Genomic DNA, 19,984 nt, shown 5'->3' with positions numbered 1-19,984 from the left:
AAACCAGCCCTGTTCTCTTTGCCACCAGGTCCGGCTGACGCGGCCCGCAAGTCACAATCCTGTGCCGGTGCAATGGTTCCCCAATGGCACAGGCAGCCCAGCAGGATCGCCAAAAGCAGCGGTGAATTTGCAATGAGAAACAACGGGCCTATATTTAGCTGACTAAGTGATTCATGGCGCGGTGAACCCGATGGCCAAGAAGAAGCACAGACGGCCGGCTTCCACTGTTTCGGTGGCTTCCGAGGCCGAGATCCTCGAAGCGGCCTACTTTGCCCGCAAATGCGGCCTCACGCGTGAGGAGGCATTGCAGATGATACGCGAGGCCCACAACTTGCCGGCCGCCAAGGCGACCGAGGGCGAGAAGCGCAAGCATTGAACCCTTGTTGTTGAAGACGGCCTCATTGGCCGGTCTGCGGCGGAATTTCGCCCGGCTTGATCACCGGCATGTCGCTGCCTGTCGGGGGCGGCGGCGTCGCGTTCTTGTCGCCGGTCGGCGGCGGCTTCAGCACGCCGCCGCAATTGCCGAGTTTTTTCGACAGCTCATCCGTGTCGGCCTGCTGCTTTTGTTTCTGCTGCTGGTCGTTGGCGTCGGGCTTGGCCTGGCAGTTCTGCGCCTGCTGGTCGTTCGGCTGGGCGGCATTCTGGGCCACCGCCGGCAGGGCCGGGGTCAGGGTGACGGCTGCAATGAGAAGCGCTTTTTTCATGAGATCCTCCTCATGGGTGTCAGTAACCCCCGATGATCGGCAGGATTTCGCCGGTGATGTAGCTCGAGCATTGCGGCGAGGCCAGGAACACATAGGCCGGCGCGATCTCCTCCGGCTGGGCGGGCCGCTTCATCGGCGTCTTGGCGCCGAACTGCGAAACGTCTTCCGCTTGTTTTTCGGATGGGTTGAGCGGCGTCCAGACCGGACCCGGCGCCACCGCATTGACGCGGATGCCCTTCGAGATGAGGTTGCCGGAGAGAGCGCGGGTGAAGGCGTGAATGCCGCCCTTGGTCATCGAGTAGTCGACCAGTTCCTTCGAACCCTCGATGCCGGTGACCGAACCGGTGTTGATGATGGCAGAACCCGGCGCCATGTGCGGCACGGCTTCCTGAGCCATATGGAAATAGCCGTAGAGATTGGTCTTCAGCGTGGTGTCGAAATGCTCCTCGGTCAGATCGGCGAAATCGGCCGAGTGGATTTGAAAGGCAGCATTGTTGACCAGCACGTCGAGCTTGCCGAAGGCCTTGAGCGTCTCCGCCACCGCCTTGCGGCAGAAGGCGCGTTCGGCGACATCGCCGCGCAAGGTGATGCAGCGCCTGCCCTCCGCCTCAATCGCATGCTTAGTCGCCTCGGCATCGCGGTCCTCGCTGAGATAGGCGATGGCGACATCGGCACCCTCGCGTGCGAACAGCACGGCCACAGCGCGGCCGATGCCGGAATCGCCGCCGGTGATCAGCGCGACCTTGTCCTTGAGCTTGCCCGACCCTTGCCAGAAGGGCGCATCATAAAGCGGCGCGGGCTCGATCGCCCATTCCTCACCGGGCTTGGGATGATGCTGCCTGGGGAAAGGCGGCGTGGGGTATTTGCGCGCGCCGGCCTGCATGGCGCCCGGCGCTTCCGGCTTCGGCTTGCTGCGGTCCGTGGCATCGACCTTGCGCTGCACGCCGCGCTGCCTGTTCGCGGCCTTCGCCGTGTCTGTCTTCTTGGCGGTCGCTGATTTTCTGGCTGTGTCGATTTTCGTTCGGCTGCTGGTCGGCATGGTCATCTCCTTTCGGAGGACAACGCATGCCAACGGAAAAGGTTGGCCCTTGGATCGCCGCACCTCGCCGAGATGCCTGCGCGTACATCAAAGTTAAATGCGGCCGCCCGGCCGCGGTGCTAACGCTTGGTCGCTGGGGGACTCTTCAGGAGGAGTCCACATGGACGTTCGAACTCTCATCGGCAGTCTCTCGGCCGCAATGCTGCGCCGGCGCGCCGCAGCGCCACCAGTCCCCGTCAGGGTGATCCGCGCTTCGCTGGCCGAGGTGCCGCTCAGGCCGCGCCCACGTCCGCCGCACCGCCCGGCGCCGCCGGCCCGGCCCGCGAGCAATATGTAGCCTCGGATTTGCAGCCTCGGACCAGCCGGCCGGATGCAACCGACTGCCGAAGTCATCGTTTACTGCCATCCGCAATTTTTACGGTGAAACATGAAATCCATGCGTACGAACAGTCCGCTTTTTATTCTCGCCGCCACCATGATCACGGCCGCTCCCTTTGTCGGTCTTGCCTGGCGCACGCGCGAATGGCTCGGATGGTGAAGGACCGATGAGCCGTTTCCTGCCCCTCACCATACGCTTCGTCAGCGGCGGCACGATGGTGGTCACCACCGTTGCCGAGGCCAAGAAGGCGCTTGGAGGCGCATGGAAGAACAAGGAGGCGCCGGCCTATCTCGAGGCGGCCCGGCTGGTGGACGACGCGATCGCCGGCACCTGCCGTCCGGCAATCGCCTTTGCCGCCTTCAAGAAGGTCGCCGCGCAGCAGGGCCTGCTGAGGCCTGCCCAGCCGAGTGCCGCGCTTACCATGCTGGACGAGCTGTGGTCGCGCTCCAAGACTCCGCGCAGCTAGATGCCTATCTCGGCTCGCGCGTCATGCTGAGATAGGTTGGATCGAATTCGGCAATCGCAACCAGCCGCTCCCAGTCGAGGATCGTGATCATATGGTTCGTCCAGTTGACCACGTTCATGCGGCGCAGCGTGCCGATGACCCGGTTCATATGGACGACGGAGAGGCCGAGCACGTCGGCGAGCTCGGCCTGCGACAGCGGCAGATGGAAGCTCATCTCGCGCGTCTTTTTCACCACCTGCAACCTGACGAACAGCTCGCATATCAAATGCGCGAGATGAGAGGTCTTGGAGCGCCGGCCCATGGCCACGATCCATTCGCGGTGAATGGCGCCATCGACGAGCGTGTCCAGCCACAACAGCCGGGTAAGGTGCGGCGCCTGCTCGGTAATCGTCTTGAGCTTGCTATGCTCCGCTGCGGCGACATGGCAGGGAGATAGCGCGACGATGCCATGGTCCATCGTCTTCAGCAAAAAAGCATGAAGGTCGACGAAATCGCCCGCGACCTGCAGCGAGGTGAACTGGCGGCCGCCGTGCTCCAACACTTTGTAGCGGGCGGCAAACCCGTCGATGATGAGCGTGCTGTAGGTCGGCCGCCTGCCTTCCGTGACGATATCCTCGCCGGCGGCGACGTATCTTTCGAGCGACATGGCGCCGGCGAGCAGCGCCTTCTCTTCTTCTGACAGGACGTCATGCTGGCCGAGGTTGAGGTAAAGCGATTCCAGCATCCGCGGTTCTCCATGGGCAACAGCTAACGCCGCAGGGCTGGGCCGGTTGCAGGCGGCCGCGCAGCAAGGGCCGGCGCGCCGCGGATTTCCCTGAGGATCAACCGCTTGGAACCATGATCGGGGCCAGGGATTGAACTTGCCAAACGCCCGGAGTGCTTCACCGATGGAACGCTATTATTTCGACCTCCATAACGCCGAGCATGGCCAGATTGACGACCACGGGCAGCTTTTTGCCGACCGCGAGCGTGCCCGTCTTGAGGCGTTGCGCATCCTGCACGACATTGCCCGCGACGAGGCGCCCGGGACCGAACAGTTGAAGATCACCGTGAAGCTGCGCACCGAGAAGGAGCAGATATTCGAGGCGTCGCTGACGCTGGACTCGGCCTGGAAGTGAGGCCTTTGCCATCAGCATCGCATCCCGCCGGAGCCAAGCATGTTCGCCGATTTTGACACATTGGAAGTAGACACCGGCGAGGCGCGTATCTTCGTCCGCCATGGCGGCAGCGGGCCCGGCCTGCTCCTGCTGCACGGCTTTCCCGAAACGCATGCGATGTGGCGCGACGTGGCGCCCAGCCTGGCGCGGGATTTCAGCGTCGTCTGTGCCGATCTGCGCGGTTATGGGCAAAGCTCCTGCCCGCCATCGGCCACCGACCATGCGCCCTACGGCAAGCGCGCCATGGCCGCCGACATGGCGGCGCTCATGGGGGACCTCGGCTTCCAACGTTTCCTGGTCGCCGGCCATGATCGCGGCGGGCGCGTCGCCTACCGGCTGGCGCTCGATCATCCGGACCGCGTCGAGAAGCTCGCCGTGCTCGACATCGTCCCTACCGCCGAGGTCTGGGACCGGGCCGATGGCAGGCTGGCGCTAAGTTTTTGGCCGTGGTCGCTGCTGGCGCAGCCCGAGCCGCTGCCGGAGACGATATTGGCGGCGACGGCCGAAGCAATCGTCGACAATGCGCTTTCCGGCTGGGGATCCGCAGCCAACGCGTTCCCGCCCGGCGTACGGCAGGCTTATGTCGATGCGCTGCGCGATCCGGCGCATATCCACGCCATCTGCGAAGAGTATCGCGCGGCGGCTTCGCTCGACCGGCTGCACGACCATGCGGACCGCGAGGCCGGCCGGCGTATATCCTGCCCCGTGCTGGCGCTGTGGAGCGAGCATGGCGCGCTGGCCGAATGGTATCGGGACGAAGACGGACCGCTGGGCATATGGCGGAACTGGGCCGACGATGCCAGCGGCGGGGCGATGCCCGGCGGCCATTTCTTTCCGGAGGAATCGCCGATCGAAACGGCGGCCACGCTCGACGCCTTCTTTTCCGGAAGATAGAGACGATCCTTTCCGGCAGATGGCGCCGGCCGGCCAAGCGGCCGGTCGGCCTGGCTCACCTCAGCATCAGCCAGAGCAACGGCAGGGCCGCCAGGCCGATCGCCATTGTGATGAGCGCGGCATGGCCGAGACGCTCTGCGCGCCTGGCAATATCGGCGACCTCGTCCTCGTCATTGATGATGTCGAGGAACGAAAGATCGGCAAGGGTGGTACGCTGGTTGTCATTGGCAGGCAGGCTTTCGGCATCCTGCCGAGCGGGCTTTGCAGAGATATAGGTCAAAACGTCGTCTCGCTCCGAGGTCGGCTGCGCGGCCTTCTGTTTATGGATAACGGTGCCCGCCGGAATTGCGCGGGGCTGACCGGCGGGCACCATGATAGCCGGCGATGGAGGGGGCTTTCTCGTCGGCCGCTCACCAATTCGCAAAAGGAGGTTTGGTTGCACAAGCCAGCCCAATGCGCTGGCCGGATCGGACTTCAGTCTGACGAGTCACAAAATGTTTCGACCGGAACATCGGTTGCCGACGCCTGTTGCCCTTACTCAGGGATGTTGGACGCGTCCTTGAATTCACCCTCAAGAAAAATCCGAATTAACGGAGAATTCGATATGCCCAATCAAGGCGGAACCCACGAACAGCACGTCAAGGCCGGCCAGCAGAGCCACAAGAACCGCGAAGACCAGCATCGCGGCAGCGGGCAGCAGCAGGCCGAGGACCGCAACATGGGTCAGCGGAGCGCCGGCCAGCACCGAGGTGGCAGCGGCAACTTCGCCGAAGACCGCCAGCGCGCCTCCGAGGCCGGCCGTAAAGGCGGTCAGCGCTGAATTCAATGGCGTCCGTGTCCTTCACGGACGCCATTTCATCTGCCCGCGGGATCGACCCCGCGATGGAACTTCTGCCCCGCCCTCCAGTTCCTCTTCAGTCGGTTGCCCAGGCTGCCGCCGCAGGATGTTTGAACGGAGGCATCAATGTCGCTGCAAACACTTCATCCCGAACAGGTGGATGAGACCCGCATGCAAGCCTACTCGACCTTCGGTCCGTTGCTGATCCAAGCACTGGCGCAGAAACTTGGGCACTGCCAGGGCATGCGCGAGTTGGACAAGCTCGAACAATCGCTTGTTCGCCTGGTCGAGGAGACCGACGTCGCCGCCCCGCACGGCGAGGAGATGAAGGAATTCGCCGTAGAACTCGTCGTGTCGACGCTGCGCAATGTGCGCGAGCATCCCGACGCCAAGCAAGATCTGGAAGAGATCGACGGACGTCGCGCCGAAGGCCGTTCGGAAGACCCGGATACGCTGGAGGAGCAGTTGCAGTCCGGCCTTGAGGACTCCTTTCCGGCAAGCGATCCGCCGGCCGTGGTCTCGACTGCGATCACCGGCGGCTCGAAGGACATCGTCGGCACCGACGAGGTGCTGCGCCGCAAGAAGGAAGCGCGCCGCAGGCACTCCCAGACAGCGAACTGATACGGCGGAAATCGAAGGAGGCCTGCGATGACCCAGGCGAACGACAATATACCGAACCGGCCGGGCGCCGCCGATGCGACGGCGACCGGCAATTTGCCGACCAAGGGCGGCGACGATCCCGACGTGCGCTTCCTGGCGGAGAACACCGATCTGTCGCCGAAGCAGGCACGTGAACTGATCCGGGAGCACGGGCACGACCGCGACAAACTCTTGAAGATCGCACGGACCATGAAAGCGGAAGGCTGACGGTTCTCCAAGGACGGAGGCAACCGGCCTTCTCGAAAGCGAGGTTAAGATGAGCAATTCACCCAATACCGGACGTCCCGGAACCTCCGATCAATGGCCGCGCTGGGAAGGCCCGAAAGCCAACAAGCCGCGCGGCTATCTACCGGCCAAGGATGATCCCGACGAGGATCGCGACGCGGCCGACGAGAACAACAAGGATCCGGAACGGGCCGACCTCGGCGACGTCGCCAAGAAAAAGGGTTCCTGAGACTCTCAATCACTCAGCGCAACAAGGAGCAGGACAATGCCACGCGGAGATAAATCGAAATACACCGACAAGCAGGAACGCAAGGCCGACCATATCGCCGAAGGCTACGAGAAGCGCGGCGTGTCCGAGAAAGAAGCCGAGCGCCGCGCCTGGGCGACGGTCAACAAGGACGACGCCGGCGGCAAGAAGGCAGGCGGCTCCGGCCGCGGCAAGCACACTGGCCATCCGGCGGCGCATAAGGGCGGGAAAGCTGGCGGCAAGGCTTCGGGCGAGCGATCGGCGGCCGCGCGCTCCGCTTCCGCGAAGAAGGCAGCGGCCACGCGCAAGCGCAATGCGGAGCACCACGCCCATCATTGAGGACTTTGCCTTCTCCCCTTCTTGTGGAGAAGGCAAGAGCCTCACAGCGGCATCTCCGAGGTCTGCTTGATCGTCTGGCTTGGCACATCCGTCTTGACGTTCTGCACGCCCTTGATGCGGCTCAGATGCTCCGACTGGAAGCGGCGGTAGTCGTCGATGCCGGCCGCCACGATCCGTACCATCGCGTCGCAGTCGCCCAGCATCAGATAGCACTCCATCACTTCGGGGAATTTCGCCACCTCGGCGGCGAAATGCTCGATCGTGTCCTCATCCTGCTGCTTCAGCCAGATGCGGGTGAAGAAGGTCTGGCCGCGGCCGATCTTGGCCGGGTTGAGCACCGCGACGTAGCGGTCGATGACGCCGGCCTCCTCCAGCAACTTGACGCGCCGCAGGCAAGGCGACGGAGAGAGGCCGACTTCCTTGGCCAGATCGTTGTTGGCCATGCGCCCGTCGCGCTGCAAGGCGCGCAGGATGCGCCTGTCGATCTCATCTAGCTTCATAGTGCCAAATTCCAATCTTTTGCTTGAATGCGCCATTCAATGCTGAATTTTGACAAAAATGGGGCATCTTCGCAATCCGATTGCGAGGCCGTTCGGCTATAGTGCCCCACCGATAGGCAACCCACAACCGAGCGGGAGAACGGCGGCCGCGAGGCCAGCCGAAAGCAAAGCCATGAGCGTTTCCGAGATCGCCCTCGCCGAGGGTCAAAGCACCGATGGACGCGGCGGCGAGTTCCGGCGCGGGCTCGCCGCTTCGACGCCAGTGCTGCTCGGCATCATCCCCTACGCGCTGGTGCTCGGCGCGCAGGCCGCGCAGAAGGGCCTGAGCGTGGCCGAGGTGCCGCTGATGACCGGCCTCAATTTCGCCGGCGGCTCAGAATTCGCCGCGATCCAGCTCTGGACTTCGCCGCCGCATATCCTGTTGATCGCCGCCATCACCTTTCTGGTCAACAGCCGGCATTTCCTGATGGGCGCCGCACTTGCGCCGTTCATCAACCATCTGCCGAAGCGGCAGGTTTTTCCGGCGCTGTTCCTGATGTGCGACGAGAGCTGGGCCGTAGGCCTCGCGGATGCGCGGCAGCGCGCCGACGCCGGCATGCGGCCGGCCTTCAGCCTGGCCTTTTATCTGGGCGCCGCCCTGCCCTTCTATCTCGCCTGGGTGGCGTTCACGACCTGCGGCGCGGCACTCGGGCCGGTGCTCGGCGACGTCGAGACCTACGGTTTTGCCTTGGCTTTCCCTGCTGTCTTCCTGGTGTTGCTTCGGGGCATGTGGACGGGCTTTGCCGCGGCGCGGCCCTGGCTGGTCAGCCTGGCGGTGGCGGCGCTCACCTATCTCGTCGTGCCTGGCGCCTGGTATGTGGCGGCCGGTGCCTTGTCCGGCCTGATGGCCGCGTGGTTCCTGGCAGGTGAGAGATGATCGATCCGATGACCGTGCTCGCCATCCTGGCGATGGCCGGCGTGACGTATCTCACCCGCGTCGGCGGCTATGTGGTGCTGAGGAACCGCGTGCTCGGCCCGCGCGCCACGGCGGTGATGGAAGCCGCGCCCGGCTGCGTGCTGATCTCGGTGATCGCTCCGGATTTCGTCTCGAAGAATCCGGCCGATCTGGCGGCGCTTGCAATCACGGTGCTGGCGGCGACACGGCTGTCGATGCTGCCGACGGTGGTGATCGGGGTGGCTTCGGCGGGCATGCTGAGATGGCTTATAGGCTAGCTGCCTCAGCCGCCGTAAAGCCCGAGCTCGCCCGGCTGGATCGAAGCGGCGTTGCCTGCGCCCGGTCCGTCCGCATGCTGCTTCAACGCGGCATCCAGCCTTTTGCTATCGCTGCCTCGCGGATCGACTATCGCGTCAACGAGCGTATCGAGAGAAACGCCAAGCTGGTCCAGGCCAAGCTGTCTCTCGATCTCGGCGATCACCGACGGCGATTGCCGTTTCAACGCTTCGACGGCGTTCTTGATCGCCGTACCGTAGGACGACACTGAGTCGTATTCGGCCTGATCGATGCGGAACTCATTGCCCGCACGTTCCATCAGTCGGACCTTCGTCGCTGTGATATTGAGGTTGTCGAGGCTGAACTTGGATGCTGGGGCCGTGGGCTCCGCCTGCATGAGCGGCGAAGCCGCGGCGCCGACGGCGCTGTGGCTACTGGCAGCCGGCCTGGCCGTCGGCAACAGGCGCTGCGGCTGCAGGGTCACAAGGGCGATGTTGACGGTCGAGGACATTACGGGTCTCGCAGGCGGCCCTCCGTCATGGTTCGGACGCCGGACAGTCGAGCCAAGACGTCATATTCCGAGCAAAGCGTTTCACAGGCAATTAGCCCAGTTGTCCTAAGAGTTCGATAGAAGGATGGCTCACCTTTTAACGATGGGCGTGTTATCACCCCAAGACTCAGTCGTCCCCGCCACCGTCATGGCCGCCGCTGTCTGCGCCGCCGTCGTGGCCGCCGCTGTCTGCGCCGCCGTCGTGGCCGCCGCTGTCTGCGCCGCCGTCATGGCTGGCACCGTCCCCGCCTTCGTGATCGCCGTCATGATCGTCGCCCTGATGATCGCCGTCCTGGTCGCCTTCACGCGAGCCGGTAGCGGCGCCGTCACCCTTGTGCCCGGCCTCATCATTCTCCGCGGCCTCATGATCGTCGCTGACGCTGGATGTATTGACCTGATCGTCGTCACCTTCGATCGTGGATGGCGTCACCCCGCCACCGTGGTCCGAGCCGGCATAAGACGGCTGCGTGGCGAAGATGCCGAGCAGGCCGATTGCAGTTGCCGCAAACAAGGGAAGGGTTTTCATCCACGCGCTCCGGTCCGTTTTGTGAGATCGGATCATCGTCGCGCCGGATTACGGCGCCCTTAAGTGAGTGATTGCAATTTTAGGGATGCCTTATTTGTGCCGACTGGCATGCGGCCGTGCCGGTGACACAGTGCCGCTTATGGCTCTTGCCGCGATTGCTTCCAGCGGCTCGGGCCGGTGCAGGAAATAGCCCTGGCCATAGGCAACGCCCATGCCCATGAGGATCTCCAGCGCGTTCTTTTCCTCGACCTTCTCTGCAACCACGGCAGCGCCCATCGAGCGGGCGATACCAGTGATCGCCGAAACGATCTCGCGGTCGAACCGGCTTTCGGCGATGTGCTCGACGAAGGAGCCGTCGATCTTGATAGCATCGACGGGGAAGCGCCTGAGATATTCGAACGAACTCATCCCGGCACCGAAATCATCGAGGCTGACGCGGCAGCGGCGTTGCCTGGCCTTGCGCACGAACTCGGCCGCGGCATCGAAATTGGTGACGGCGGCGGTTTCGGTGATCTCGAAGCCGATGGCCGGCGCCGGCGCGCCACTGTCGGCGATCGCATCGTCGACGAAATCCCAGAGCTGCGGATCGGAAAGCGTCTGCGCCGACAAATTGAAGTCGAGCGAGATGGCGCCCGCGCGCATCGCCTCGCCGTGGCGCGTCAGCGCGGTGCGGATGATCCAGCGGTCGAGCCGGGCGGCAAGGCCGAAGCGTTCGGCGACCGGCATGAAATCGCCGGGCGGGATCATCTTGCCGTTGCGGGCCTCGAGCCTGGCCAGCACCTCGACGTGGCGGCTATCTTCCCATGGCTGGCCGAGCCGATGGATTTGCTGGCCGAACAGCTTCAACCGGCCGTCCTCCATCGCATCGACAAGGTCCGCGGCCAGCCGCGCGGCATTGAGGCCGGCGCCCGACGTCGTTTCCGGCGAGAACACCGCGAAGCGGTCCCGGCCGCCGGCCTTGGCGGCGTAGCAGGCATCGTCGGCGCAGGCGAGCGCGTCGGCCACGCTCATGTTGGGGTCGCGCACGAAGGCGATGCCGATGCTGGCGGCAAGCCTGCGCGAGGTGACGGCAGTGCCGATATCGGCGTCGCGCACCGCGGCAAGCACCGCGCGGGCAAGGTGCTCGGCACAGGCGTCATTGCAGTTCGGCACCAAAAGCGCGAATTCGTCGCCGCCGAGGCGCGCCGCCTGCGCCGACGCGGGCAGGCTGGCGAGGATGCCCGCCGCGACGCTCTTCAGCGCGAGGTCTCCGGCGGCATGGCCGGCATAGTCGTTGAGCGCCTTGAAGTAGTCGAGATCGACATAGAACACGGCAAGCGGCAGCCGCCCGGCCATGGCGATGTTCTCGGCAAGCAGCCGGTCGAAGGCCGAACGGTTGAGCAACCCGGTCAGCGCGTCGTGACGCGCGGCGAAGGCAAGCTCCTCGGCGCGCGTCTTCTCCTCGGTGATGTCGCGTACCGTGCCCAAAATCTGGCCGGCCGAGCCGACGCCGGCAATGAAACGCACCAGCGATTCGAGATGGCGGACTTGGCCGTCACGCAGGACGATCCGGTATTGCGAGGCGACGACGCTGTTCGAGCCGGGGGCGATCAGATGCGCTCGCTCGGTAGCTTCCTTGTCGTCGGGATGAAGGTAGGTGTGCCAGAGGTCGGCCGTCACCTCATCGGTATCGGCAATCAGGCCGAAGATCTCGCGCGTGCGCGCGTCCCAATAGCTCTTCTTCGTACCGATATCGTGGTGCCAGATGCCCGTGCCGCTGGCGGCAATCGCGAGGCGGAAGCGGATGTTGACCTGCTCGAGCGCCGCCTCGGCCTCTTTCTGCCGGGTGATGTCGGTCTGCACGCCCATCATCCGAAGCGGCTTGCCGTCGGCGTCGCGCTCGACAATGCCGCCGCGGTCGAGCACCCAGACCCAGTGGCCGTCCTTGTGGCGCAGGCGCAGCTCCGTCTCGATGGATTCGACGAGGCCCGCAATATGCCGGTCGCCGCTTTCCTGCGCGCGCCGGCGATCGTCGGGATGGGTCAACTTCAGCCAGAGATCGGGCGTGTTGGCGAGCTCGTTCGCCTCATAGCCCAACATCTTCGACCAGGTCGGCGAATAGTAGCAATCGGCGGTCGACAAATTCCAGTCCCATAGGCCGAGATGAGCGCGATCAAGCGCCAGCGCCCAGAACTTACCGTTGCGTTTATCGTCGTCCGCCATTCTTTGTTCTTGCCATCCCGTCCGGGCAATATTGCATGAAAGCAGAGAAAAAAGGGTTACCGGGAGTGGTTCAGTTAATCTCCCCCCAAGAGGGGGAGATGGCCGGCAGGCCAGAGGGGGGCGTGAAGGATCGCGGCGCTGATTTTGTTGGGGTGGAGCTGGTCGCTACCGGCTTGGCTGTGACTGCAAAAAACTGAAACGCCGGAGGGACAGCGCCCCCTCTGGCCTGCCGGGCATCTCCCCTCTTGGAGGGAATTTAGCGCTCGACCGCCGTCGCCGATCGCCTAGCCACTGCGAACCTTCTTCGCACCACCGTCGCAAGTTTTCCTGGAATTGCTCTCAGGCAGTCTGCAGGAACACCTCTGCCGGCGCCATCCCGACCAGCTCGGCAAAGCGGCCATGGTCGGTGGCGCCCTCCGAGTTGACGACGAGCACGCGGGAGCCGGCATCGAGACCTAACGCCGCGCGCATCTGCCCGTCGCCCACAGCGCGGACCAGTCCGGCGAGCCCGACGCCGCCGCTCTCGCCGGAGACGATGGCCGGATCGTTGCCCAAGGGCTGCGCCAGCCGCTTCATTACGGCGACCGCGTCCTCTTCTTCGACCGTCATGAAGGCATCGCCGACGCGCGCCAGCACGCGCCAGGCGACCAAGGACGGCTCGGCACATTCGAGCATCGTCATCACGGTCGGCTGCTGCTGGGCGATCGTCACCGGACGTCCGGCCTCAGCCGAAGCATAGAGGCAAGCCGAGCGCCGCGGCTCGACCACCACGGCTTTCGGCCGCCTGGAGCCAAGCATGACCGCCACATGGCCGGCGATCGCCGCCGCGAAGCCACCGACGCCAGCCTGCAGGAAGACATGCGTCGGTGGCTCGGCCAAGCGCCGCAGTGTCTCGCGCACGATCACCGTGTAGCCCTGCATGACCAGTCCGGGGACGCGCTCATAGCCGAGCCAGGACGTGTTGGAGACGATCTTCCAGCCGCGCTCGGCACCGACGCGGGCGACTTCGCGCACCGCATGGTCATAGCCGCCCTCGACCTCGACAATCTCGGCGCCGAAGCGAGCGATGGCCGCAACACGCTCGCGGCTTACGCCAGCATGGACGTAAATCACCGAACGCGCGCCGACGAGGCCGGCCCCCTGCGCCACCGAACGACCATGGTTGCCATCCGTTGCGCAGCAGAATGTCATCTGAGCAGCGATGGCGCGCAGCTTGGGATCGTTGATCTCGCCGATATCGACATCGCGCCCGAAGCGTTTGCCCGCCTCCTCCAGCACCAGTCGCATGACGGCATAGGCGCCGCCCAGCGCCTTGAAGCTGCCAAGGCCGAGACGCTGGCCTTCGTCCTTGACATAAAGTGCCGCGACGCCGAGGTGATCGGCCAGCGCCGGCAAGGCGTGCAGCGGCGTTTCGACATGATCGTCGCGCGCCTCGAGGTAACGCTCGGCCCGCTCGCCCCCCGCGATGCCGAGCGACTCGGCATCGGCGGCAACCAACGGCTGGTTGTGTTCTGGACGTTGGTTGAGAAGCAGCATGCTAGTCTTCCTGCGAGGCACTGAACTCTGTCGGCGGGAGCGATTCGGGCGCGATTTTGGATGCTTTAATTGGCTAAGTGATTGAAGTTTGTTTCGATTGGATGTCGCCGGATGTTCACTTCGGACGACCAGATCCAGCCAACATGACTATTTTTGGTGGTATTTCACCCCCAGCGGCACGCCTATCTGATTCCTCCCGCGATCAGTCGGCCGCCAGCCGGGCGGCGACGCTAAGCAGGATGTTGGCGCCGGCAACCAGCTCGTCGGGACCGGTGAACTCGGCAGGATTGTGGCTGATGCCGCCCCGGCTCGGCACGAAGATCATCGCGGACGGCGCGATGCGGGCGATCATCTGTGCGTCGTGGCCCGCGCCCGAGGTCATGCGCCGGCACGAAAGGCCGGCGGCCCTGGCGCCGTCCTCGATCAGCGAGACGATGCGGGCATCGAAGGTCACCGGCTCGAAACGCGCCAGGCTTTCGGCATGGACGGTGACGCCGGCGCTTGCGGCCAGCTTGTCGAGGAAGGCGGCAAGCGCCGCCTCCTCTTCGCGAAGATGCGTTTCGTCGGGATCGCGCAGGTCGATGGTGAAGATCGCCCGCGACGGGATGACGTTGATGGCGTTCGGCTCGAACGCGATGGTGCCGACGGTGGCGACGGTGCGCGTCGACGAGGCGCTGGCCCGGTCCGCCAAGAAGCCGATCACGCGGGCGGCGGCGACGCCTGCGTCCTTTCGCATCGACATCGGCGTGGTGCCGGCATGGTTGGCCTCGCCGTCGATGGTAACGCGCTGCCAGGAAATGCCCTGCAGGTTTTCGACCGCGCCGATGGCGATGCCCTCGCGCTCGAGCACCGGCCCCTGCTCGACATGCAGCTCGACATAGGCATGCGGCTTGAGGAAGCCGGGCTGATGCCGACCGGCATAGCCGATGCGCTCCAGCTCCTTGCCCAGCACCGTGCCGTCGGTGCCGACCGAGGCCAGCGCTTCCTCAAGGTTCCGACCGCCGGCAAAGACCAGCGAGCCCATCATGTCGGGCGAGAAGCGCACGCCCTCCTCGTTGGTGAAAGCGGCAACCACGATCGGGCGCGCCGGCGCGAAGCCGGCCTCCCTCAGGCTCTCGATCGCTTCGAGGCCGGCAAGCACGCCATAGCAGCCGTCATAGATGCCGGCGTCGATCACCGTGTCGATATGCGAGCCGAGCATGACCGGCGGCTGGCCCGCATTGGCGTCGTCCCGCCAGACGCCGAAAATGTTGCCGATGCGGTCGACGGCGACCTCGAGCCCTGCCTCTTCCAGCCAGCCGACGAAGCGGTCGCGGCCGAGCCGGTCCATCTCGGAGGCGGCGACGCGGACCAGCCGCCCCTGCGCATCGCGGCCGATACTGCCGAGTTCCTGGATACGGCCGAGAAGCCGGTCGGCGTTGATCATCAGATTGCTCATGCCGGCAGCCTCGCTTGCGCGACTTCTTCCGGCGCCATTCCGACCAGCTCGGCATAGCGGCCGGGATCGGTCGCGCCTTCTGAATTGATGATCAGCACGCGGGAATTCCCATCGAGACCAAGCGCCGCGCGCATCGTCTTGTCAGCGGCCGCGCGGATCAGACCGGCGAGCCCTGCCCCGCCGCTCTCGCCCGAGACGATCGCCGGATCGTTGCCGGCAGGTCTCGCCAGACGGTTCATCACCGCGACGGCATCTTCCTCGTCCACGGTCATGAAGGCATCGCCGATCCGCGACAGCACGCGCCAGGCGACCAGAGACGGCTCGTAGCATTCGAGCATCGCCATGACAGTGGGCTTGCTGTGCGCGATCGTGACCGGGCGTCCGGCCTTGGCCGTCTCATAGACGCAGGCCGCCCGCGTGGGCTCGACCACGATTGCCTTCGGGCGATCCTCGCCAAGCATGATGGCGAGATGGCCACCCACAGCTGCGGCGAAGCCGCCGACGCCGGCCTGAAGGAAGACGTGGGTGGGTGGCTCAGGCAAACGCTTCAGTGCTTCACGCACGATCACCGTGTAGCCCTGCATCACAACCCCGGGTATGCGCTCATAGCCCGGCCAAGACGTATCGGAGACGACGGTCCAGCCGCGCTCGGCGGCGACGCGGGCGGCCTCCCTGACCGACTGGTCGTAATCGCCGGCGACGCGCACCATTTCGGCGCCGAAGCGGGCAATGGCCGCCACGCGTTCGTTGCTGACGCCGGAGTGGACGAAGATGACGGAGCGCGCGCCGACAAGGCCGGCACCCTGCGCCACCGAGCGTCCATGATTGCCGTCGGTGGCGCAGGCGAAAGTCATCTGCCCGGCCATCGCCTTCACCTCAGGCTTGTGCAGGTCCTCGACCGCGACGGCGCGGCCGAGCTGCCTGCCTGCCTGCTCCAGCACCAGATGCATGACGGCATAGGCGCCGCCCAACGCTTTGAAGCTGCCGAGGCCGAGGCGCTTGCCCTCGTCCTTGACGTGCAGCGCGCCGATGCCGAGTTCGCCCGCCAGCGCCGGCAGGGCGTGCAGCGGCGTCTCGGCATGGTTGTCGCGCGCGGCAAGGAAGCGCTCGGCCTCGTCGGCCCCGGCGAGCCCAAGCGTCGCGGCGTCCTCCTCGGTCAGCGGATGGCGATGGTCCGGGTGGCGGTTGAGCAGGAACATGGTCGGCTTTCTCCTCTTGACGACTGAAATTTATTGCAGGCCAAGCGAGAAAGGCGCTCTGTTTTGGCGCTTGAATTGCAAGTTTGTTTCGTTGGGAAACGCCGCCATGTCCATTTCGCCCGAACTCGACGCCTTCGACCGCGCCATCCTCACCATCCTGCAGAAGGACAACGCCACGCCGCAGCGCACGATCGGCGAGAGGGTCAACCTGTCGGCGCCCGCCGTTCAGCGGCGCATCAAGCGCATGGAGGAGACCGGCGTCATCCGCGCCAATGTAGCGCTGGTCGATCCGGCCAAGGTCGGCCACCCGATCACGATCTTCGTCGAGGTGGAGGTGGAGAGCGAACGCGCCGAGCTGATCGACGCCGCTAAGCGCGGCTTTGCCCAAGTGCCCGAAGTGCAGCAATGCTACTATGTCACCGGCGAGGCCGATTTCATCCTCGTCGTCACGGTGGCGACGATGGCCGATTATGAGGCGCTGACCAGGCGGCTGTTCTTCGAGAACAACAACGTCAAAAGGTTTCGCACGTTCGTGGCGATGAACCGGGTGAAGGTGGGACTGGAAGTGCCGGTGGGGTGAGTCGTCGAAGCTGCCGACCTCCCCAACAAGTGGGGAGATCGGCTGCCGTCCTGGTTTTCGCTAATCTCCAACCTCTACTGGGTCGGCGACGCCGCGTGTTCGCACGACACCTTCGGGTTCATGTCGGCGAAGGTGCAAGCGCCGTGGCTGTTTGTGCTTGATGATCCCGGGTTCGATGCGGCGGCCGCCGATCATCCCTTCGGCAGGTATGAAATCGTTCCGGCTAGGTCGGTGTTGTCGAACAGCTGAAAGCGGCTGTCGCTGCCGCCCTGGCGGGCCGACACGAAGGGGGCGTAGGCCGGATCATTGGTGAAGGCGTGCGCCGCCGCTTCCGATGGGAAGGCCATCAGCGCGATCAGCGTCGTGTCGAGCGGCTTGCCCTCGAGCGTCTTCACATTGCCGCTGCGCGCCAGATACCTGCCGCCGTGCTTGTGAACGAGGTCGTGCACGGTAGCGGCGTAGTCCGGTATCCATTTCGGATCTTTCACCTTGATATCCGCGATAAGGTAAGCGGTCATGGTCATTCTCCTGGTTGCTGCGCACAGGGATATCCCGTGCGTCGGCCAAACGGCTCGCACGACAGGGCTCGCGCCAACCAGTCCTGGATCTGTACCGGCCCGGTACAGTTTCTGTACTCGCCGCTTCATTCATGAAGGTCTAATGTCCGGCCAACTCTGGAGGAGGCGCCGATCATGACCCAGCACGGTTACAAGCAGTTCTGCCCGCTATCGATGGCCGCCGAGGTGCTGTGCACCCGCTGGACGATGGTGTTGATGCGCGAGCTGGTGGCGGGCTCGACCCGCTTCAACGACCTGCGCCGCGGTGTGCCGAAAATGTCGCCGACCCTTCTGTCGCAACGGCTGAAGGAGCTGGAGTTGGCAGGGATCGTGGAGCGCCGGGAAGTCCCGGGCGAGAAGGGTATCTTCGACTACCGGCTGACCGAGGCGGGACGCGACTTGCGCCCTGTTGTCGAAGCGATGGGTTTTTGGGGACAGAAATGGGTCGAGTCCCGGCTGTCGTTGAAGAACCTCGATCCATCGCTGCTGATGTGGGATATGCGGCGTAATCTGAACCCCTCGCCGCTGCCCGATGGAAGAACCGTGATACAATTTCTGTATCAGGACCTCCCAGCCTCGAAACGCTCGTGGTGGCTGATCGTCGAGAAGCATGGCGAGGTCGATTTGTGCTGGTATGATCCGGGCTTCGAGGTCGACCTCTACGTCTCGACCGATCTCCACACGATGACCGCAATCTGGATGGGCGTGCTGACTGTCGAGAAGGCCGGCGTGAAGGTCGTCCTGACCGGCGACAAGGCCATTGGCAGGAAGATGCAAAGCTGGCTCGGGCTCAGCCCGTTCGCGGTCGAACCGAAGCGCGCGGCCTAGCTCCAGGTGTTCGCCAGTTGATCGCTCAGGGCATCAAGGCTTGTCGCTGCCGGCATCGACGCGCCCCAGCCATCTTGCATAGATCTCTCCGACAATCCCACGCCGGAATACCAGCACGCAGACCATGAAAATCAGCCCCGTGGCGATGGTCACCGGAAAGCCGGATGTCGCGAGCGTATTCTCCAGTCCGACGACGAGGCCGGCTCCGACCGCCGGGCCGGCCATGGTGCCGATGCCGCCGAGCAGCGTCATCAGGATCACTTCGCCCGACATCTGCCAGGTGACGTCGGTGAGCGTGGCGAACTGGAAGACGATCGCCTTGGTCGCGCCGCCAAAGCCGGCGAGCGCGGCCGACATGACGAAGGCGGCGAGCTTGTAGCGGCCGACGGAGTATCCGAGCGAAATGGCGCGGTTCTCGTTCTCGCGGATGGAGCGCAGGATCATGCCGAAAGGCGAGTTGACGATGCGCCAGACGGCGAAGACGCCGATCAGGAAGACGGCGAGCACGAAGAAATACATGTTCATCGTGACGTTGAGGTCTAAGACGCCGAACAGGTGGCCGCGAGGCACGCCCTGGATGCCGTCCTCGCCCTCGGTGAAGGGCGCCTGGACGCAGAAGAAATAGAACATCTGCGCCAGCGCCAGTGTGATCATAGAGAAATAGATGCCCTGCCGGCGGATGGCGAGGAAGCCCATGACGAGGCCCATGCCCGCGGCACCTGCGGTGCCGAGCAGGATGCCGGCCTCTGGCGGCCAGCCCCAGGCCTTCACCGCATAGGCGCAAAAATAGGCCGCGCCGCCGAAGAAGGCGGCATGGCCGAAGGAAAGCAAGCCGGTGTAGCCCAAGAGCAGGTTGAAGGCGCAGGCGAACAGCGCGAAGCACAGCATCTTCATGACGAAGATCGGGTAAATGACGAAGGGCGCGGCGATCAGCGCCACGATGCCCAGCACCACCAGCGCCCGTTCGAGCCTCAAGGAGGCGGCGGCGCGTTCTGCGTGAAGGGTCGCTTGGCTCATCTCAGGCGTCCCTTCCGAACAGGCCGGCGGGCCTGAGCAAAAGCACGATCGCCATGATGACGAAGACGACGAGGTTCGAGGCCTCGGGATAGAAGACCTTGGTCAGGCCCTCGGCGAGGCCGAGCAAGTAGCCGGTGACGATGGCGCCGAGAATCGAGCCCATGCCGCCGACCACGACGACGGCGAAGACGACGATGATCAGGTCCGAGCCCATCAGCGGGCTGACCTGGTAGACCGGAGCGGCGAGAATGCCGGCGAGCCCAGCAAGCGCCGCGCCCAGCCCGTAGGTGAGCGTGAGCAGAAGCGGCACGTTGACGCCGAAGGCCTGGACCAGTTCCGGGTTCTCGGTGGCGGCGCGCAGGTAGGAGCCTAGCCTGGTCTTCTCGATCAGCAGCCAGGTGCCGATGCAGACGATGAGCGAAGCCGCCACCACCCAGCCGCGATAATTGGGCAGGAACATGAAGCCGAGATTGGTGCCGCCGGCGAGCAGCGTCGGCACGGCATAGGGATTGCCGGAGACGCCGTAATAATAACGGAACACGCCTTCGATGACCAAGGCGAGGCCGAAGGTGAAGAGCAGGCCATAGAGCGGGTCGAGGCGGTAGAGCCGCGACAGGGCCATGCGCTCGACCGCCATGCCGAACAGGCCGACGGCAAGCGGCACCAGGACCAGCGCCGGCCAGTAGCCGATGCCCAAATGCACCAGCAGCAGATAGCCGATGAAGGCGCCCAGCATATAGAGCGAGCCATGGGCGAAATTGATGATGCGCAGCAGGCCGAAGATGACGGCGAGCCCGAGGCTGAGCATGGCGTAGAAAGAGCCGTTGATCAGGCCAACGAGGAGTTGGCCGAGGAGCGCCTGGATTGGGATGCCGAAGATCATGGTCATGGCA

The 19,984-nt window shown here is 64.6% G+C and carries 28 protein-coding genes; 14 read left to right on the top strand and 14 right to left on the bottom strand.

Annotated elements, in window-relative coordinates; all coding sequences use genetic code 11:
* Window positions 1-190 precede the first annotated feature (190 nt).
* Window positions 191-376 (top strand): hypothetical protein, encoded by a 186-nt coding sequence (locus tag LB520_RS09270; RefSeq protein ID WP_224637292.1) that lies wholly within the window; start codon window positions 191-193, stop codon window positions 374-376.
* Window positions 377-398: 22 nt separating this feature from the next.
* Here LB520_RS09270 and LB520_RS09265 read toward each other — a convergent pair whose 3' ends face one another.
* Window positions 399-704, bottom strand: coding sequence for a hypothetical protein (locus LB520_RS09265; RefSeq protein ID WP_224637291.1), 306 nt, complete (start codon window positions 702-704; stop codon window positions 399-401).
* Between the two features lie 19 nt (window positions 705-723).
* On the bottom strand, window positions 724-1,743 hold the full coding sequence (locus LB520_RS09260; RefSeq protein WP_224637290.1) for an SDR family oxidoreductase: 1,020 nt from the start codon (window positions 1,741-1,743) through the stop codon (window positions 724-726).
* 545 nt (window positions 1,744-2,288) lie between these two features.
* Here LB520_RS09260 and LB520_RS09255 point away from each other — a divergent pair.
* On the top strand, window positions 2,289-2,588 hold the full coding sequence (locus LB520_RS09255) for a DUF982 domain-containing protein (RefSeq protein WP_095768390.1): 300 nt from the start codon (window positions 2,289-2,291) through the stop codon (window positions 2,586-2,588).
* 4 nt (window positions 2,589-2,592) lie between these two features.
* Here LB520_RS09255 and LB520_RS09250 read toward each other — a convergent pair whose 3' ends face one another.
* Entirely contained in the window at window positions 2,593-3,312 is a 720-nt protein-coding gene (locus LB520_RS09250; RefSeq protein ID WP_224637289.1) for a Crp/Fnr family transcriptional regulator, read from the bottom strand.
* A 163-nt stretch (window positions 3,313-3,475) separates the two neighbouring features.
* Between LB520_RS09250 and LB520_RS09245 the strand changes: the two genes are divergently transcribed.
* Both LB520_RS09245 and LB520_RS09240 read left to right on the top strand, forming a co-directional pair.
* The gene (locus LB520_RS09245) at window positions 3,476-3,706 is read left to right on the top strand and encodes a DUF6894 family protein (protein WP_095768388.1); all 231 of its coding nucleotides are present in this window, start codon (window positions 3,476-3,478) and stop codon (window positions 3,704-3,706) included.
* A 39-nt stretch (window positions 3,707-3,745) separates the two neighbouring features.
* Window positions 3,746-4,639 carry an alpha/beta fold hydrolase gene (locus LB520_RS09240; protein WP_224637288.1) on the top strand — a complete coding sequence of 298 codons (894 nt, stop codon included), beginning with the start codon at window positions 3,746-3,748 and terminating at the stop codon, window positions 4,637-4,639.
* 55 nt (window positions 4,640-4,694) lie between these two features.
* Here the strand turns inward: LB520_RS09240 and LB520_RS09235 are convergent, their stop codons facing one another.
* On the bottom strand, window positions 4,695-4,919 hold the full coding sequence (locus LB520_RS09235) for a hypothetical protein (RefSeq protein WP_140840687.1): 225 nt from the start codon (window positions 4,917-4,919) through the stop codon (window positions 4,695-4,697).
* A 324-nt stretch (window positions 4,920-5,243) separates the two neighbouring features.
* Between LB520_RS09235 and LB520_RS29350 the strand changes: the two genes are divergently transcribed.
* The 5 genes from LB520_RS29350 (at window position 5,244) to LB520_RS09210 (ending at window position 6,948) form a co-directional block, all read left to right on the top strand.
* A complete protein-coding gene (locus LB520_RS29350) occupies window positions 5,244-5,459 on the top strand; it encodes a KGG domain-containing protein (protein WP_095768385.1) in 216 nt (71 codons plus the stop codon).
* 144 nt (window positions 5,460-5,603) lie between these two features.
* Window positions 5,604-6,098, top strand: a complete 495-nt coding sequence (locus tag LB520_RS09225) for a hypothetical protein (protein ID WP_140840685.1) — start codon at window positions 5,604-5,606, stop codon at window positions 6,096-6,098.
* Window positions 6,099-6,125: 27 nt separating this feature from the next.
* Window positions 6,126-6,344: a hypothetical protein gene (locus LB520_RS09220; RefSeq protein WP_140840683.1), complete on the top strand. Its 219-nt coding sequence runs from the start codon at window positions 6,126-6,128 to the stop codon at window positions 6,342-6,344.
* Between the two features lie 49 nt (window positions 6,345-6,393).
* On the top strand, window positions 6,394-6,591 hold the full coding sequence (locus tag LB520_RS09215) for a hypothetical protein (protein ID WP_140543043.1): 198 nt from the start codon (window positions 6,394-6,396) through the stop codon (window positions 6,589-6,591).
* 36 nt (window positions 6,592-6,627) lie between these two features.
* Window positions 6,628-6,948 (top strand): plasmid stabilization protein, encoded by a 321-nt coding sequence (locus LB520_RS09210; protein WP_095768382.1) that lies wholly within the window; start codon window positions 6,628-6,630, stop codon window positions 6,946-6,948.
* A gap of 41 nt (window positions 6,949-6,989) precedes the next feature.
* On the opposite strand, the gene LB520_RS09205 is transcribed toward LB520_RS09210, so the two are convergent.
* On the bottom strand, window positions 6,990-7,448 hold the full coding sequence (locus tag LB520_RS09205; RefSeq protein WP_040981044.1) for an Lrp/AsnC family transcriptional regulator: 459 nt from the start codon (window positions 7,446-7,448) through the stop codon (window positions 6,990-6,992).
* A 172-nt stretch (window positions 7,449-7,620) separates the two neighbouring features.
* On the opposite strand from LB520_RS09205, the gene LB520_RS09200 reads away from it, so the two are divergent.
* Window positions 7,621-8,364: an AzlC family ABC transporter permease gene (locus LB520_RS09200; RefSeq protein WP_224637287.1), complete on the top strand. Its 744-nt coding sequence runs from the start codon at window positions 7,621-7,623 to the stop codon at window positions 8,362-8,364.
* Complete coding sequence (locus LB520_RS09195; protein ID WP_224637286.1) at window positions 8,361-8,660, top strand: AzlD family protein; 300 nt, start codon at window positions 8,361-8,363, stop codon at window positions 8,658-8,660. The genes LB520_RS09200 and LB520_RS09195 overlap by 4 nt, the downstream gene beginning before the upstream one ends.
* A gap of 5 nt (window positions 8,661-8,665) precedes the next feature.
* Here the strand turns inward: LB520_RS09195 and LB520_RS09190 are convergent, their stop codons facing one another.
* The 3 genes from LB520_RS09190 to LB520_RS09180 all read right to left on the bottom strand — a co-directional run bounded on the left by LB520_RS09190 (window position 8,666) and on the right by LB520_RS09180 (window position 11,936).
* The gene (locus LB520_RS09190) at window positions 8,666-9,169 is read right to left on the bottom strand and encodes a hypothetical protein (RefSeq protein WP_224637285.1); all 504 of its coding nucleotides are present in this window, start codon (window positions 9,167-9,169) and stop codon (window positions 8,666-8,668) included.
* Between the two features lie 166 nt (window positions 9,170-9,335).
* Window positions 9,336-9,734, bottom strand: coding sequence for a hypothetical protein (locus LB520_RS09185; RefSeq protein WP_224637284.1), 399 nt, complete (start codon window positions 9,732-9,734; stop codon window positions 9,336-9,338).
* 90 nt (window positions 9,735-9,824) lie between these two features.
* Window positions 9,825-11,936, bottom strand: a complete 2,112-nt coding sequence (locus LB520_RS09180) for an EAL domain-containing protein (protein ID WP_224637283.1) — start codon at window positions 11,934-11,936, stop codon at window positions 9,825-9,827.
* 35 nt (window positions 11,937-11,971) lie between these two features.
* Between LB520_RS09180 and LB520_RS09175 the strand changes: the two genes are divergently transcribed.
* Window positions 11,972-12,133, top strand: a complete 162-nt coding sequence (locus tag LB520_RS09175; RefSeq protein ID WP_224637282.1) for a hypothetical protein — start codon at window positions 11,972-11,974, stop codon at window positions 12,131-12,133.
* Window positions 12,134-12,275: 142 nt separating this feature from the next.
* Here the strand turns inward: LB520_RS09175 and LB520_RS09170 are convergent, their stop codons facing one another.
* The 3 genes from LB520_RS09170 to LB520_RS09160 all read right to left on the bottom strand — a co-directional run bounded on the left by LB520_RS09170 (window position 12,276) and on the right by LB520_RS09160 (window position 16,109).
* Window positions 12,276-13,472 carry a diaminopropionate ammonia-lyase gene (locus LB520_RS09170; RefSeq protein WP_224637281.1) on the bottom strand — a complete coding sequence of 399 codons (1,197 nt, stop codon included), beginning with the start codon at window positions 13,470-13,472 and terminating at the stop codon, window positions 12,276-12,278.
* A gap of 202 nt (window positions 13,473-13,674) precedes the next feature.
* Window positions 13,675-14,910 carry a Zn-dependent hydrolase gene (locus LB520_RS09165; RefSeq protein ID WP_224637280.1) on the bottom strand — a complete coding sequence of 412 codons (1,236 nt, stop codon included), beginning with the start codon at window positions 14,908-14,910 and terminating at the stop codon, window positions 13,675-13,677.
* On the bottom strand, window positions 14,907-16,109 hold the full coding sequence (locus tag LB520_RS09160) for a diaminopropionate ammonia-lyase (RefSeq protein ID WP_224637279.1): 1,203 nt from the start codon (window positions 16,107-16,109) through the stop codon (window positions 14,907-14,909). Before LB520_RS09160 ends, LB520_RS09165 begins: the two co-directional genes overlap by 4 nt.
* Before the next feature lie 106 nt (window positions 16,110-16,215).
* On the opposite strand from LB520_RS09160, the gene LB520_RS09155 reads away from it, so the two are divergent.
* On the top strand, window positions 16,216-16,689 hold the full coding sequence (locus tag LB520_RS09155; protein ID WP_224637278.1) for an Lrp/AsnC family transcriptional regulator: 474 nt from the start codon (window positions 16,216-16,218) through the stop codon (window positions 16,687-16,689).
* A 191-nt stretch (window positions 16,690-16,880) separates the two neighbouring features.
* On the opposite strand, the gene LB520_RS09150 is transcribed toward LB520_RS09155, so the two are convergent.
* A complete protein-coding gene (locus LB520_RS09150; RefSeq protein WP_140840663.1) occupies window positions 16,881-17,207 on the bottom strand; it encodes a DUF1330 domain-containing protein in 327 nt (108 codons plus the stop codon).
* Between the two features lie 174 nt (window positions 17,208-17,381).
* Here LB520_RS09150 and LB520_RS09145 point away from each other — a divergent pair, with 174 nt between their 5' ends.
* Window positions 17,382-18,074 (top strand): winged helix-turn-helix transcriptional regulator, encoded by a 693-nt coding sequence (locus LB520_RS09145; protein WP_140840661.1) that lies wholly within the window; start codon window positions 17,382-17,384, stop codon window positions 18,072-18,074.
* A 33-nt stretch (window positions 18,075-18,107) separates the two neighbouring features.
* Here LB520_RS09145 and LB520_RS09140 read toward each other — a convergent pair whose 3' ends face one another.
* Window positions 18,108-19,091 carry a branched-chain amino acid ABC transporter permease gene (locus tag LB520_RS09140; protein WP_224637277.1) on the bottom strand — a complete coding sequence of 328 codons (984 nt, stop codon included), beginning with the start codon at window positions 19,089-19,091 and terminating at the stop codon, window positions 18,108-18,110.
* Window position 19,092: 1 nt separating this feature from the next.
* Window positions 19,093-19,980, bottom strand: a complete 888-nt coding sequence (locus LB520_RS09135; protein WP_224637276.1) for a branched-chain amino acid ABC transporter permease — start codon at window positions 19,978-19,980, stop codon at window positions 19,093-19,095.
* Between the last annotated feature and the right edge of the window lie 4 nt (window positions 19,981-19,984).

Source organism: Mesorhizobium sp. CA12, assembly GCF_020165255.1.
In the GTDB taxonomy this organism is placed as follows: domain Bacteria; phylum Pseudomonadota; class Alphaproteobacteria; order Rhizobiales; family Rhizobiaceae; genus Mesorhizobium.
Note: the sequence above shows the minus strand (reverse complement) of the source record. Positions and strands in the feature narration are given on the sequence as shown.